This is a genomic window from Photobacterium sp. DA100 (assembly GCF_029223585.1).
Classification (GTDB): Bacteria; Pseudomonadota; Gammaproteobacteria; order Enterobacterales; family Vibrionaceae; genus Photobacterium.
The window spans coordinates 139,143-153,910 of the sequence record NZ_CP119424.1; the positions used below are offsets into that span (position 1 = coordinate 139,143).

Genomic DNA, 14,768 nt, shown 5'->3' on the forward strand with positions numbered 1-14,768 from the left:
CTAATTTTGTGAAAACGTGATGCAGAAGTTAATCGATGCGCTGGCGACCCAGGGATATTTTGTTTGGGATGACTTTCTCCCCCCTGAGCAAGTGAATGAGCTCAAATTGTGTTTGCCGGAGCAATGGACCCAAGCCCGAATTGGCCGTAACGATGAAGTGGCTCGTGAATCATCGATTCGTAGTGACAAAATTCATTGGCTAGCGGCAGATCAAGGTATCGCGGCACAAGATTACCTGGAGCGTATGGAAGTTATCCGCCGAGAGGTCAACCAGCACTTTTTTCTCGGCCTGTTTGAATATGAAGCCCATTTTGCCAAGTATGAAAAAGGTGACTTCTACCAGAAGCATTTAGACTGTTTTCGTGGCAATGAGAATCGCCGCTTAACGACAGTGTTCTATATGAATGACAGCTGGGATGAACAGGATGGTGGCGAGCTGGTGGTCTATGACTTGGATGACAAGGAATTGATGAAGCTAGCACCTAAATCAGGCCGCCTGTTTGTGTTCCTGTCCGAGCAGTTTCCTCATGAGGTACTGCCGACCAATGTCGAGCGCTTCAGTATCGCGGGGTGGTTTCGCACCAACGGCGTGAAAAATAACATGCTCGATATCGCGCAGTAATGTCTTTAGCCATACCCTGAGATAACAGGGTATGGCTATTTATTTCATAGCAAATTCAGCCCAAACGCCGTTTTTACTTTATCGAGTGTTTGTTGCGATTCTTCCTTCGCTTGCTCGGTTCCTTTCTTTAACACCTCTGTCAGATATCCTTTATCTGCTATCAGCCTTTGTCGGCGGGCACGTATCGGGGCAATCAGCGCCTGCAGGCAATCGGTGAGAATTTGTTTGGTTTTGCCATCGCCTAAACCGCCACGTTGATAGTGTTTTTTTAGCTCAGCAATAAATATCGTATCTGGGTGAAATGCATCTAGGTAGGTGAAAACCACATTGCCTTCAATTTGCCCCGGTTGGTCGATGGTTAGGTGGCTCGGGTCGGTATACATGGCTTTCACTGCTTGGCCGATGGCTTGATCCGATGCATCGAGCGTAATCACATTACCCAGCGACTTGGACATCTTGCTTTTGCCGTCGGCACTGGGCAACCGGCTGACATTGCTCAATAAGGGGTGGCATTCCACTAGGATTTCGCTGTTTGCCAATGCGTTTACCTTCCTCACAATCTCGTTGGTTTGCTCCAGCATAGGGAGCTGATCATCGCCGACTGGCACCAGCTGAGCTTGGAATGCGGTGATATCGGCGGCTTGGCTGATAGGGTAGGTGAGAAAACCGGCAGGAATGGAACGGCCAAAGTTCTTTCCTTGGATTTCGTTCTTTACGGTAGGGTTCCGCTCCAGGCGGGCAATAGAGACCAAGTTAGCGTAATACATTGTCAGCTCGGCAAGGGCCGGGACGCCAGACTGCAAGCAGATGGTGGTTTGGGCTGGGTTTATACCGACTGCGAGGTAATCCGCCACCACATTGAGGATGTTGCTGGCGACTTTGCTGGGGGTATTGCCATTGTCGGTAAGCCCCTGCATGTCCGCGACCAGAATCGTTTGCTGGTTGCCCTGTTGCAGTTCAACCCGTTGTTTCAATGAACCGACATAATGGCCGAGATGGAGCTGCCCTGTTGCCCGATCTCCGGTGAGGATCTTTTTGCCGGTTGCTATGGTTTTGCTATTAATTGCTGGAGTAAGGGTGTTTGGGGTATCTAGCATTGTGTGTCTCCGAAATAGCTAGCAGAAAAATAAATGCCGGAGACAAGGGAAAGAGTTGTTCATAGCCTGCCATCCGGCGGCTTTGAACAAATATGACTATTCAGCACCGCTCTTAAAGAAGAGAGTGCCACCAAGAAAGGTTGATAAGAGGCTTGGAGATAATCATTTGCATGCCATTAACCTACCACTGTTTTTTATCCCGTCAATATAATTTCTGCGGCTGCGTTATCTCTATGAGTTACTGATGAGGAATCGCCGTCACTTTACAATGTAAATTTCCTTTGTCCCCCGCTTGCGGGGGACTAGAAACAAGCGAGTTATTTTTCCTGGTTAGCCTGTTCGATGAGCCGTGTGCGCTCGTTGGTGCCCCGGTTGCGGATCTCATGCATGACAAAGATCAGCGGGTCTCGGGTCCAAGGCTGGCCTGACTCCTTGTCGTAGTCGTTCGGCAGCTCGATCCCCTCGGGGGCATAGGCATCGATACCGGCATCCTTTGAGGTGTTGATAGTGCGTAGGCTGTGCTCATAGAAACCGACCACAACGGCTTTACCGAGTTTATCAGTTCCTCCGGCCAGTTTAACTATCTCTTCGGCAACGCCAATCGTACTGAGGTAGATGATGGTGCCGTCAGCGCCCACTTTGGGATAGATGGCAGTGAGATCCTTTTCATCAATACGATCGCCAATTTCCTGGGCAATTTCCCACTGGGCATATACCGGCTTGCCGGTTTGCTTGTAAATCTCCACAACTGTATCTGCCAGCGCTTTGTTCATCGGACCGGGCGACTGGTTGCCATTTTCGGCAATTCGGTTACCAAAGGCATAGGCAATAATACTGTCTGCTTGATCAAGCGGTAGGGGTTCCCCTTGCCAGGTCAGTAGGTTTTTCATAATAAAGTCAGCTGTGTGGGCTGCTACTTTCTCATCTTTTAATTGTTCGGTTAATTTTGCTTCTATCGCTGCCTGTAAATCGGCGTCCGATAATTGTTGTGCGATGACCGCGGGGGAAATGAAAGCAATGGTTGAAATTGCAAGCACGGCTGATTTAGCAATTATGTTCATGTTCATTCCTACCATTTGTCTGGGGATAGATTTTAACTGCAAACTAAAGGCTAGCATTAATTGGGTTTTCGGCGACTTTGTTGGCTATTTGGCAAAGTAGGTGTCGGTGCTGTTCTTCTGCCATGCCCCTGATTCTGTGCGACAGATCTGAGAACTGATAATCGGTTGTAAGCATTTTTTCTCTTTGGATTTTGTTAACTATACTCAAAGGTACGGTTTTTAAGTGTCTGAAATTAATAGCCAATATAAAAGTGTTCTTTTGGTACTTGAACCGAGCGTCGTTTTGAAAGGAGATTGAAATGCGGTTAGCAATGGCAGTGGGAATAGCATTGGCCTCATCAGTGGCTGTGGCAGAAGGGGACAATGGTGAGGTTGGGCAGGCCCCAACAGAGCAGCAGCCTCTTTTTCTTTCAAACGGCTCGCAAGAGCAACCCTCTTACACCTCCCATTATTCGAGTGCTCCCTATACCAATACGACTTGGGAGCAGGTGCCACGTGATGCCTCAGTATATGACTCGCCGTATAACGTCGCTTTGTTTTCGGGAGAGAACGGCGAGGACAAGGCGCGTATGTGGTCGCAAACCAAATCAATTTTTTGGTATGGCGTGGGGGTGGCTGGTTTTATTGCCCTGTTACCGGAAGATATCTCGAATTGGGATACTAGCGACGACCGCTTGCTGGAAAAATGGTGGAACAATGTCAAAGACGGTCCGGTATGGGATAGGGATGTGTGGTACATCAACTATATCGGTCACCCTTATTTTGGTGGGGTGTATTACCAGATCGCGAGGAAGTCGGGATACCGGCAATGGGATGCTTTTGTCTATTCCTTCATGATGTCGACCTTCTATTGGGAATATGGTGTAGAGGCTTTTGCCGAGATCCCTGCTGTGCAGGATCTTGTTGTTACTCCGGTGCTGGGATGGGTATACGGTGAATGGGCTTTCCACAAAGAGCGCGAGATTATTCAGGGCGGGGGAAAAGTCTGGGATTCCGAATGGATGGGAAGTACTGCCCTGTTCTTGCTCGATCCGGTTGATAGCCTGGGTCGCGGCGTAAACCATCTGATGGGGCGTGATGTGGTGAAGGCGGGAACGGGATATATTGGCTACCAGGATGTTGCGCTTCCTAATGGTCAGACTGATACCAAGTTCAGCGTGAATATGAATTTTCAGCTAGGAGAGGGGGAAACAAGCCCGGCGATGCGCCGTAATTATACCCGGGTGCAAATGATGACCACCAGCGATCCGGTGGACTATGGCATTGTCGGCATTTCCGTCGGCGGCCGCTACCTTGATTTGGATGATGAATGGGGGATTGAAAATAACTGGGCGCCGATGATTACCTTGGGGCTTTACTACACCCCGTATTTGTCTTCCCGCTTGCAATACACCCGTGTGGATACGGACAGCAAGCTGACGGGGGAAAGTGTGACCTATGAAAACTACAGCTTTGACTTTCAATATTACTTCCTCTCCGACCACGATCTTCGCCCCTACATCAATGCAGGGATCGGTGAAACCCTGCTAGAGAAAGATCGTGATACCACCACGTTCCAAGTCAATGGTGGCCTGGGTTTGCATTATCAGCTGGACAGCAACTGGGCACTCCAAATGGACTGGGTACACTTCTACAGTGGAAAACTATCGTCTAACGATGATCTCTTCTCCGGGCAGTTGGTCTACCGTTTTGGCCGAGGTGAGCGGTGGTGACAAGACGTAAAAATACGCACTTTTTCATTGTTTTTATGCCTAATTGATTGAGTTCTCAAAGTAATATTTTTCTGCTCATAATTTATTCGTTCGCGATATTAATCACGGTTTTTATTCTGTCAGGCCAGATACTAATTTCGAATAACAACAATTAATTGAAATTAGATAGTGGTGCGATCATGAAAAAAGGAATTATCAGTTTACTTTCCCTTTCGGTCTTAATTGGACTCAGTGGCTGTAACAGCGACTCCGGATCCGAATCCATCGACTACGGCAAAAAGGCGACCGGCTATCTGGTCGATATCGCCGATGAAATCGAGGGTATTGGCGCGCGTGAAGCCAGCACGCCAGAGGAAGAGGCGATGGGCAACTGGCTGTACGACAAGTTAACCGGCTTTGGCTACGACGTTAAGGTTCAGCCTTTTACCTATCAAAAAGGCGATAAGCTACTTTCCTCGAAAAACTTTATTGTTGAGAAGCAAGGGGCGAGTGAGAAAACCATCGTTTTGGCCGCTCACTACGACTCTACCGGCTCTGATCACGGTTCACTGGGAGCGACCGATAATGGCGCTGGAGTTGCTGCTGCGGTAGCGATTGCCGAAAGCCTGATGCAAGAATCTCTGCCTTATACTGTACGTATTCTGTTCCCCGGCGCGGAAGAAAACGGCCTCAACGGCTCGCTGCATTATGTTCGTCAGGCGTTGGACAACGACCAACTGGACAACGTCATTGCCATGATTAACTACGATACCGTCGGTGGTGGCGACTATGTTTATGTGCATGCTGCGCACTCGGATTATGCTGAGTATCAATCCACCTGTGAGAAGTTGGGCTTGGGTGAAGCCGACTACAATGCCCAAACCCATGTCCGGGATGCCATGCTACAGGCTTCAATCGCTGTCAAAGGCGAAGAGGGACAGTATACCGTTCACCCTGCTTTCCCGGGCTACCCAGAGGGGGAGACTGGGTCATGGTCTGATCATGCGGGCTTTGCCTGTGCCGGTATTCCGATTGCGTATGTTGAAGCGACTAATTTTGACATCAATGGTAAGTGGGGCTTTGACGGTTATTCGCAAACGGTTAATCCTGCGGCCTGGGACTGCTACGATGCCGAAAACAAAACCGCCTGTGATCGCGATAGCGAAACCCAATGGGGCAAAATTTGGCATACCGAGTTTGATCGCCTGGACAAGCTGGAAGAGCTATTCCCGGGACGGGTCGATCAGCAATTGAGCGATAACGTGAATATTGTTTTGGAGCTACTGACATCAGCGGCTTATATCAACGAAAAATAAGAAATAAACGATAAAAAATGCTTGTTTTACCTAGCCGAGGTTTATGGGTATAAATCGCGATGTTCTTCTAAAGACAAACCCAAGGAACGCTAGGTAAATTGGGTATATCGTATCTTTTTAGCATTTTGGCCACCGTACCTTCTGGTGGCCTTTTTTTATCGCCGCTCATACCCTGTGCTTTGGGCTGGATCTCACAGTTTGCAGAATAATTATCGGTAGGGCTGTCTGGATTGTCGTATATTCGCTGGTGTTTACCGACCGGTGTACAGAGGACAGATGGCCAAGCACATTGCCCACAATGAAAACCCGCAAGATACCTCGGATGCTGATGCTGTTGGCCCGCTGAGCTTATTCTCTTCTTATGAATCGATTCATATCGAGTTACGTAAGCCGCACCACATGCCTTGCTATCACTGGCACGGCCAAATAGAAGTCAATATCCCCTTCGGTGATGACGTCGACTATGTCATTAATGACCATCCGTTTACTATCAGCAATGGTCATGTCGGGATTTTTTGGGCGACCACACCGCATCAGTTGATCGAGCCCGGAGAGTCGAGCAATATGGGGATCCTCAATATCCCTATTCACTACTTTTTGTCCTGGCCGCTGGATGAAAGCTTGCTTAACCAAATTACCCATGGGGCTGTCGTTCAGTCTGCGTTGCCGAATCTGGTAACCGAGCAGCAGATTGCGTTCTGGATGGAAGAGAGCAAGAGTAGCGACATCGGCTTTCGCCAATTGGCCGCCGATGAAATGTCGCTGATGCTCAAGCGGGTATGCCTGACGGGGTGGGAGAAGCTTACCCATACCATGGAAAGTAAGGGGAGTGTAAAGGGGCTCTCCAAGCACTCCCAGTTCCATGTCCAGAAGATCCTTGAGTATATTGCCTGCAACCATGATGCGCCTTTGACGGTGAAAAGTATCGCCGAGCATGTCGGCCTGCACACCAACTACGCCATGAACCTGTTTCAGAGCGTGATGAAGATGACCATCAAGGAGTATGTCACATCGATGCGGATCAACCACGCCCGCGCCCTGCTGACTGATACCAACCGCACCATCCTTGATATCGCGCTGACTGTCGGCTTCAATTCCAACAGCCGCTTTTATGAAACCTTTCAGCGTTACATGAAAATGACCCCCACCGAGTTTCGCAAGCTTAGCCGCAAGAGTAACCACCTGGCCCTGCACGGCACCAATTTGACCTTGCAGGATATACCTAAGTCGTAATAAGGGTTACTATTTCCGTCAGACCAGCTTTTATAAATAACGCGCCAACATGAATTCCAGCCTGAAACCTCAGATCATAGATCTTATTCTCGACGACTTACAACAAGCCTATCAAGGTGCGATGCACGCGGCAGATCAGGCACATAGTGCCGCGACTGACGATCAGAGTGTGGCGGAAACCCAGTACGATACCTTAGCGATCGAGGCGGCGTACCTGGCCCATGGGCAGTCACAGCGAGTGGCAGAGTGCCTTTCTGATCTCAATGCTTACAAGCAGCTCAAAGCCGCGCTGCCGCCATCATTGCACGAGGTAGTGCTGGGGTGCTTGGTCCATATTATTGACGAAGATGACAATGGCAAGTGGGTCTTTTTTGGGCCAACAGCCGGTGGGATCAAGGTGTCGCTTGAACAGTATGAGGTGGTGGTGGTTACGCCGACATCTCCCTTGGGGGAAGCCTTACTTGGCCTGGGCGTTGGCGAGGAAGCCGAAGTGCACCTTGGTGGTAAGGTTGTTTTCTATGAAGTGGATGTCATCTACTGATAGTGGGTACTGACTATTGTTTGCTTAAAAATAAAGGGGGAAGCATGCTTCCCCCTTTATTTCTTTGTACCAGGCTGTTTTAAGCCTTAGGCTTTTGGTCGGTATCGGCCATACTGAGCAACGAGCGGTTTGGGTTGTCCATCATCTCGTCGTACAGTGCCACCGTCTCTTTGAACTGTCCTTTTTCTTTACTCGGTACCGAAGACGCCATTGGAATATTGGCGGTCATTGGGTTAACGGCACGGTTACGGATCAGGAATTCATAATGGATGTGTGGTCCGGTAACCCGGCCCGTTGCACCGGCAAGGGCAATACGCTGGCCGCGGGAAACTTTCTGCCCCTTGCGCACCAGGATCTTGCTGTTGTGCAAATAGCGGGTACGGTAGTTGGTACCGTGCTGGATTACCACATATCTACCCGCGTAAGGATGGTTGACCACTTGGGTGACCACACCATCACCCGTAGCAATTACTGGCGTACCTGTTGGGGTGGCAAAATCAACACCGTTGTGCGGCGACACGCGACCAGTTACAGGGTGACGGCGCTTAGGGTTGAAGTTTGAACTGATCCGGTAGGTGCGGCTGCGCTCATAAGGGTAGCGCAGGAACGCACGCTGCAGGCTCTCGCCTTTTGCATCGTAGAAGTTACCATCGCTGTGTAGGTAAGCCGTTGTTGCCCGGCCGCGGCTATGGATACGAATTGCACGTAACTCATGCTGACCGGTGACTTGGTCATCGACCGACTGGCGCGAGACAACCACTTCGAATTTGTCCCCAGCGCGGATATCGCGGGAGAAGTTAAGCTTCTCTTTTAGCAGGTTGGTGATTTCATAAATCTCTGTGGCGTTCAGGCCGGCCTTTTGGGCCGAGACCGAGAAGCTGCCGTGGATTTCGCCACTAGCGATGACATCTTCCCAATCGCCCGGAATATTGATTTCTTCAAGCTCAAAACCATTATCTTCTACCCGCTGGTAGGCGACTTTTTGAGCAATGTTGAATTCCAGTTCCAAGCGATTCAGCTGTCCTTCTGCCGAATTGACCCAAAAACGCAAAGTATTGCCCGGTTGCAGTGTATCAATCTTCAAATGGTTGAGATCGGCTTCCTGCAGTTCTTGGATCGTTCGTAGAGGAATATTTAGTCGGGAGAAAATTTGGCTAAGCGTATCACCTTTCTGGATGGTATAGGCATAGCGCGGTGGCTCATAGACTGGTAGATCAGTAAGATCGCTTGGTGACCACGGGGTGGAGTTGATCGCAAGGTTAAGCGGAACCGTGCGGTGGTTTGTGCTGGTTTGTGTTAGCAACGCTGCTATCGTCAGCAGCGAGAAGCCAGCGATCCCTAAAAATTTGGTCGACATCCACTTTCGAGAAAGCGTCGAGTTTTGCGTAGACATGGTAAAAGAACTCGTCGTTTTTATTTCTGATAAAGGTTCTTTATCTCGGGTTATGGAGTGTTGGTATCGTTCTCCATAACGATGATTATTTTTTGAATGTTTATAACTATGCATCCATTACAGGTGCGATAGTCTGCCATAAAGAGACCTCGCATGTGTTAAAAAGGTTCCTCGATCCCAAAAAAATCACTTATCTTGGGTAAAAGATGCACATTTTGTGAGGTATGTTTGATTTTTTGCAGCTTAGAATCGCTTTGCTTTCTCAAGGCAAGAAAAAGCTATCTCTGACATTGCCCTGACACAGCATGTGCTTGCTGTTTCTTATGAGTGGCTGAGAATTCATCATACTGTAATCGGCTGTGTGAATTTGATGCTCGAACGTAAAGTGATGAACATGGCAATAGATTAAACAAGCGAAGAAAAGGGGATAAAAAAACAGCGCTCATTAAGCGCTGTTTTTTTCATACTATTTACTGTCGGCCGCTTTATCAGATGAAGCGGATTTTGACAGCTTGTAGGCTGTTGCTCGAGTCGTCCATATCAAACTCGACCAGGCTGCCTGAAACAGGCTGGCCCTGGCTTGCAATATTGGCACCGTAGAAGCGAATGTCGCCGCCTAGATCACAGGTGATAAGGCCTGTACGGTTGGTTGGGTTGTAGCTGCGGATAATACCGGTATGTGAAATCATAATTTTACCTTCTTGCCCAAACTCTGCATTCTGTCCCGGCTAGCGTGTGCTTTGTCTGCCGGCTCTGGGGAACGTGCTCTGAGTTTGTGGCTATCAAATTGAGTACAAATGCTGAAAACAGCGCTTGTCTTGCCGGATTCAGCATTAGCTGTTCCGGTTTACTCATTGACCTTGTCTCTGGTATTCACGTCAGGAGATCACCTAGCTCGCTGACTCATCACTACAGGCGCTCGCAACTTAGCGCGGCAGTGGCATTAAATAGAGATAATCTTCTGGGGGAGCATCTAACTTTGGCGAGAAGTGAGGTGTAGCCTTTGAAAATCATATGTCGGTCTGAGTAGCAGACCCAGTCAAACTAACGCTAAACGGCGCGGTTGTAAATACATTGAATTGCAAAAAAGTGTGATATTGGTTGGCTGGTGTGTGCGTTTATAGTCTTACTTGTCATTATTTGCAGGGTTTTGACTCGGATACCGAGCCAAAACCCTGGTAGCGGCTGCTACTTCATGTGTTGGGCTTACCAAAGTTCCGGAGCGTTGAATGCCGCGACACAGGAGGAGCTGCCTGCAATCGTCCCCAATGGTTGCGCGGTCAGTGACTGTGCCTGCCAACCATGCGGGTATGAGAGTGGCTGTGGGGCCGTGAACTGCTGCTCGGTAATGCATTCGAATCCAACCTTGCTGTAAAAGTTAGGATCACCGTAGGTAAAAACAAGATCTACGCCATGCTGTTTAAGAGCTGCCAAACCCGTTTTGATCAGCGTCTGGCCAATACCTTTACCTTGGCTTTGCGTGCTAACGGCAACAGGTGCCAGTAAAAAGGCGGCTTTATCCGTTTCAAACGTCAGCCGGGTAAACAGAATGCTACCGACTAACCTGTTTTCTTCGGCGGCAATAAAGACGAAGAGATCGTTACTGTCTGTGGTTTTGAGCAAATCTTTGATTAGCTTGCCGATAACTGCGCCTTCGTCCTTACCCTCTGAATCCGAGAAGGTTTGGGTAAATAGTTGGATAATTGCTTCGGACTGGCTCTGTTCATAGCTGCCGTAATACATTTTTATTTCTCCTCAAAATTTATAACAGCAGCATAAACTGTGAAGTTGTAGACAGGTCAACACTGAACTCTGAGAATAAAACAAGATCCCACTCAAAAGTTCTGAGTGGGTGGCTTAAGATGGAGTGTCTAGCTTGTTGGGCAGCTAACGTTTTTGTTTGCAACACTGATTTTTAGTGTTAGTGTGAATTGACCGTAGGTGTCTCAACCTTCATTTGGATTCAAGGATGGATTTATGGGTTTGAAAGAAGATAAAAACTGGCGCAAAACAGAGCGAGACGCGCAATGTGCCGAGTATGAACTTTACGTCGAGCAGATGAAGAGCCAAGGGTTATCTTGGGTCGACTTCCATGATTGGCTTGATTACTAGCCCCTAACCACAGACTAATTTCCCGATAGCCTATCCAATTTTTCCTACCGCGGTTCTTGGACCGCGGTAAACAACACCTTTATTCACCCCATATGATTAATGATTCTGTGCTTTCCGTCCCATGCGATACCTTACACACCAACAGCGAAGTGATGCCTAACGGGGAAACTCGCCATAGAATGAAAGCTAGCGATGGCTCAGGATATATTCGAACCCGTTATCCTGATGCTGAAGGTGCTTGGCAGAACAGCCATTATCATATCTCGACTTACGAGACGTACATTGTTCAATCGGGCAGAATCCTCTTCGCTGAGCTCCAGGATGGAAAAGCTCTTATCAAAGAGTTGACAGAAAATGAGGTGATCACGGTAAAACCTGGTGTTCACCATAATGTTTTTGTGACTCCCAATACCGATTTACACACCGTGAAGCACGGAGCAACTCAAGTTAATGACTGGCATACCAGTGTTGAGCTTGATCGTCTGTTGGTTGAGCAAGCTACCGGCAAGTAATCTTTTGTTTTACGTTCAGTCGCGTTTAACAACGATTTTTAACCTACCTTCCTACCTTGTTCCCATTTTCACAGTTTTATTTCGTCTTTTTGTCTCCTCATTCGTCTTCCTTAAGCGTATCCGACGCTAATATTGCTTGGTTGATGAGAGTATTTCTAGATTATTGAATTTTAATGCTATATAAGCTTGGCGGATTGAATTAGCAACTTGCTATATTTTGCAGTTATATGGTTGGACAAATTCTACTGGCGATTGTTAAGGGCCGGATGTAAGAGTAGTTGAAAATGACAAACGCAACGCAAAGTTTGCTCACGCAGCAAATCATTGAAGATGCTTGTGAGTGGGCCATTATGCATGGTGTGGCATTCAGGCAGGCTGACAATACCGCAAGGCACTGCCCATTTAGTATTGCGCCGATGGCGATGGAACGTGATGTCTATGAGCACCTGCTGAAAGTCACTCCGTTGATCACCAAGCTGATCAGCCAAGTTTCTGAAGATCATGACTTCTTGCAGTCATCTTTGGGTGATATGGCCAAAGCTGATCCTTTCTTTGGCCGTTTGATGTCGCTACATCAACAGGCACATGGCGGAATCAGTGACAGGCGTTTTCCTGCCCGCCAGCCGCTGTTGTTGATGCGTACCGATTTTATGGATGATCGCCAACATGGTGCGAAAGTGATCGAGTTCAACGGTATCGCCGCTGGCATGGGCCCGTTTGGCCAGCGTGCCACAGAGTTCCATGCCTATATGCAAAGCCAGTGGCCGGAGGTATATAAGAATTGGCAAGAGGGCAGCAATGCGGTGCCAGTGCCAAACCAGGGCCTTGAGCAGTTGGCCTTCGCAATTGCCACATCAGCAAAAAAGATCCGGACTGATTTCAACGAGGATGGCAAACCAACACTTTTGATGGTGGTGCAGAAAAACGAAGACAATGTTTATGATCAGCATCTACTTGAAGTCGCACTGCAGAAGCTGGGTTTGCGTACTATCCGTCGCACGTTCGAACAGTTGAGCACACAGCTTTCCACTGGCGATGGTCAGCGTTTGATGCTCGATGGTGTGGGCGCGATTGACGTGGTTTACCTGCGGGCGGGCTATCAGTATTCAGACTACTGGGCACCAGAGCTGAATGAACCTATTTGTTGTCATACCCTGAGCCAGACTCGGCTATTCATCGAGCAGCACCATGTTGCCGTCAATGCCACTATCAGCCAACAGTTAGCGACCAGTAAATCGATGCAGATGCTGCTGACCATGATGCCAGCAGAAGACTATGCGCGGTGGGGACTGAGCCTTGAAGAAGCATATTTGGTCAAGAGCGTGCTAGCTGAGATGAAGCCAGTAAATAGCGCTACGATTGACTGGTTCAATAATCAAGCTGTAAAGCATGAGTGGGTGCTGAAAAATCAAGGTGAAGGAGGTGGCCACTGCGTTTTTGGCGAGGACATCACGGATAAACTCAGTGAGTTAACCCAACAGGAATATGATGCCTGGGCCTTAATGCAGCGTTTGTATCCCCATGAGCGGGAAACACCCACTATTGCGGTACGGGATGGTACCCAGAAATTGGTGGATGATTTGGTCAGCGAGATAGGCCTGTTTACGGCTTATTTCAATGGCGAGCCCGTCACTCAGCTAGAGGGGTATGCGGGGTATTTGATCCGCAGCAAACCTGCGAGTGAAAACGAAGGAGGGATCCACAGCGGCAAGGGGATCCTCGATTCGCTCACCCTTGTCGATTAAGTGGGGTAACGAATCCAGTGAAACGGGGGAGGCGGCAATGCCTCCTTTTCCCCTGCTGTAGGAAGCCGTCTTTCCTAGACCGGCTACAGCCTAAAGAGCTCAACCCGCAAGTGATTGTCGTCTTCGTAGGCAATGACGGACTGGAAATTACCATCGAGTTCAATAGCCTCGGAAAAGATCTCTTTGTGTTCAGCACTGCCGATGAACAGGATCTGGGTAGACTTTATCATCAGCCCATCATCATCGAAGCTCGAGGTTAGATCCTCATCAACCACGCAGACCAGTACATTGCCGTAACGGGCGTTGAGGTCGATATTATGCGCTTTCGAGTACTGGACCTTGGTTTTGAGTTTGGATTCTATATCTCCCACCAGACCGACAAAGCGGTATAAGTCTGTGGAGCAAGTCTGGATCAGGTGCTCAACTTCATTATTCAGTAGGGCTTCTAAATCGCCATCCGGGTGCCGGCCATGGGCAATCCACTGTTTGGCTGATTTTTTGATGGTTCGGTATCTGTTTGATTTAGCTATACGTTTGAAGTACTTAACTAAAATATTGTTTCTTTCAGCTAAAGAAAGGTGCTTGTCCAGTTTCTGAAATTCAAGGTGCAATAAGGCGTTGGTACTAACATCGAGCAACTGCTGGGTTTGGTTCATTAACGTACTATCCAAATCTCTACAAGATTATCGGAGGTATTATATCGAAATTTGAACAAAATTTTTTACATTTTCTCAGATAAAATACCTTTGATAAAAAAAGGGTCATACGACAGGTCGATTTTCTGGTCGAAAGGGAAACTTGGATGAGTGTTAGCTATCTGGAGTTGGTCGAACTTCAAGCGGCGTAGGCGCAGGTGTCGGCTGTTACGGTGTTGTTGTCTAATTAGGTTAGAAAAATTCAACACCAACCTCGCCTATGAATGCAGGTTGGTATTGAATTGGGGGGAGGTCTCGGGTGGGTATATAATTGACTAATAATAATCAAACTCCAATTCATCTTTCATTCTTTTGCGGAAGATTGATTTTAATATTTGACCCAGTTGAAGGTTATTACTCAAGTCCTTAATCTGGAGCCTATCTATCCAATAAATATCTGCGAGAAGGTGTATATCCTTTGCGAGCTCGAATAAACTATCAAGCGACATTTCATTGATTGTTTTTTCCCAAGCAGGGGTTATGTCAATAATAATAATTCTGTTGGGTGGCGTTTGGTTCTTTATATCCTGTATATAGGGGTGTAATTGATCAACGATAATGATCTCGCACTCTCCTTCACCTTTATCATGTATTTTATAAGGTCGGTCATTAATGTGGATTTTTATACTGTTATCTTTTTCAAGAGTACCGTAGAATGACATTATAACTTATCTCTGTAAATTTGTTCCGGTAGAGCAAAGCTACCACTTCCGGTGCATCCATTCTATGAATATGAGAAATTCAATTTTG

15 protein-coding genes are annotated in these 14,768 nt (G+C 47.9%); 8 read left to right on the plus strand and 7 right to left on the minus strand.

Annotated elements, in window-relative coordinates:
- The first annotated feature begins 19 nt into the window (after nt 1-19).
- Entirely contained in the window at nt 20-622 is a 603-nt protein-coding gene (locus PTW35_RS18345; protein WP_281028408.1) for a 2OG-Fe(II) oxygenase, read from the plus strand.
- A gap of 44 nt (nt 623-666) precedes the next feature.
- On the opposite strand, the gene trpS is transcribed toward PTW35_RS18345, so the two are convergent.
- Both trpS and PTW35_RS18355 read right to left on the minus strand, forming a co-directional pair.
- Nucleotides 667-1,719, minus strand: coding sequence for a tryptophan--tRNA ligase (gene trpS / locus PTW35_RS18350; protein WP_281028409.1), 1,053 nt, complete (start codon nt 1,717-1,719; stop codon nt 667-669).
- Nucleotides 1,720-2,036: 317 nt separating this feature from the next.
- On the minus strand, nt 2,037-2,780 hold the full coding sequence (locus tag PTW35_RS18355; RefSeq protein WP_281028410.1) for a hypothetical protein: 744 nt from the start codon (nt 2,778-2,780) through the stop codon (nt 2,037-2,039).
- Between the two features lie 299 nt (nt 2,781-3,079).
- Between PTW35_RS18355 and PTW35_RS18360 the strand changes: the two genes are divergently transcribed.
- From PTW35_RS18360 to PTW35_RS18375, 4 genes are all read left to right on the plus strand, one after another.
- A complete protein-coding gene (locus PTW35_RS18360; protein ID WP_281028411.1) occupies nt 3,080-4,492 on the plus strand; it encodes a DUF3943 domain-containing protein in 1,413 nt (470 codons plus the stop codon).
- A 179-nt stretch (nt 4,493-4,671) separates the two neighbouring features.
- Nucleotides 4,672-5,787: a M20/M25/M40 family metallo-hydrolase gene (locus tag PTW35_RS18365; protein WP_281028412.1), complete on the plus strand. Its 1,116-nt coding sequence runs from the start codon at nt 4,672-4,674 to the stop codon at nt 5,785-5,787.
- Between the two features lie 276 nt (nt 5,788-6,063).
- Nucleotides 6,064-7,020: a transcriptional regulator MelR gene (melR, locus tag PTW35_RS18370; protein WP_281028413.1), complete on the plus strand. Its 957-nt coding sequence runs from the start codon at nt 6,064-6,066 to the stop codon at nt 7,018-7,020.
- A gap of 49 nt (nt 7,021-7,069) precedes the next feature.
- Nucleotides 7,070-7,561 carry a transcription elongation factor gene (locus PTW35_RS18375; protein ID WP_281028414.1) on the plus strand — a complete coding sequence of 164 codons (492 nt, stop codon included), beginning with the start codon at nt 7,070-7,072 and terminating at the stop codon, nt 7,559-7,561.
- Nucleotides 7,562-7,640: 79 nt separating this feature from the next.
- On the opposite strand, the gene PTW35_RS18380 is transcribed toward PTW35_RS18375, so the two are convergent.
- The 3 genes from PTW35_RS18380 to PTW35_RS18390 form a co-directional block, all read right to left on the minus strand.
- The gene (locus PTW35_RS18380; RefSeq protein ID WP_281028415.1) at nt 7,641-8,954 is read right to left on the minus strand and encodes a peptidoglycan DD-metalloendopeptidase family protein; all 1,314 of its coding nucleotides are present in this window, start codon (nt 8,952-8,954) and stop codon (nt 7,641-7,643) included.
- Between the two features lie 488 nt (nt 8,955-9,442).
- On the minus strand, nt 9,443-9,643 hold the full coding sequence (locus tag PTW35_RS18385; protein WP_281028416.1) for a hypothetical protein: 201 nt from the start codon (nt 9,641-9,643) through the stop codon (nt 9,443-9,445).
- 517 nt (nt 9,644-10,160) lie between these two features.
- On the minus strand, nt 10,161-10,697 hold the full coding sequence (locus PTW35_RS18390; protein ID WP_281028417.1) for an N-acetyltransferase: 537 nt from the start codon (nt 10,695-10,697) through the stop codon (nt 10,161-10,163).
- 234 nt (nt 10,698-10,931) lie between these two features.
- Between PTW35_RS18390 and PTW35_RS18395 the strand changes: the two genes are divergently transcribed.
- The 3 genes from PTW35_RS18395 to PTW35_RS18405 all read left to right on the plus strand — a co-directional run bounded on the left by PTW35_RS18395 (nt 10,932) and on the right by PTW35_RS18405 (nt 13,323).
- On the plus strand, nt 10,932-11,066 hold the full coding sequence (locus tag PTW35_RS18395; RefSeq protein ID WP_281028418.1) for a hypothetical protein: 135 nt from the start codon (nt 10,932-10,934) through the stop codon (nt 11,064-11,066).
- 179 nt (nt 11,067-11,245) lie between these two features.
- Nucleotides 11,246-11,578 carry a cupin domain-containing protein gene (locus tag PTW35_RS18400; RefSeq protein WP_281028419.1) on the plus strand — a complete coding sequence of 111 codons (333 nt, stop codon included), beginning with the start codon at nt 11,246-11,248 and terminating at the stop codon, nt 11,576-11,578.
- A 284-nt stretch (nt 11,579-11,862) separates the two neighbouring features.
- A complete protein-coding gene (locus PTW35_RS18405; protein WP_281028420.1) occupies nt 11,863-13,323 on the plus strand; it encodes a glutathione synthase in 1,461 nt (486 codons plus the stop codon).
- A gap of 83 nt (nt 13,324-13,406) precedes the next feature.
- Here the strand turns inward: PTW35_RS18405 and PTW35_RS18410 are convergent, their stop codons facing one another.
- Both PTW35_RS18410 and PTW35_RS18415 read right to left on the minus strand, forming a co-directional pair.
- Nucleotides 13,407-13,979: a DUF2913 family protein gene (locus PTW35_RS18410; RefSeq protein WP_281028421.1), complete on the minus strand. Its 573-nt coding sequence runs from the start codon at nt 13,977-13,979 to the stop codon at nt 13,407-13,409.
- A 314-nt stretch (nt 13,980-14,293) separates the two neighbouring features.
- Nucleotides 14,294-14,680, minus strand: coding sequence for a hypothetical protein (locus PTW35_RS18415; RefSeq protein ID WP_281028422.1), 387 nt, complete (start codon nt 14,678-14,680; stop codon nt 14,294-14,296).
- Between the last annotated feature and the right edge of the window lie 88 nt (nt 14,681-14,768).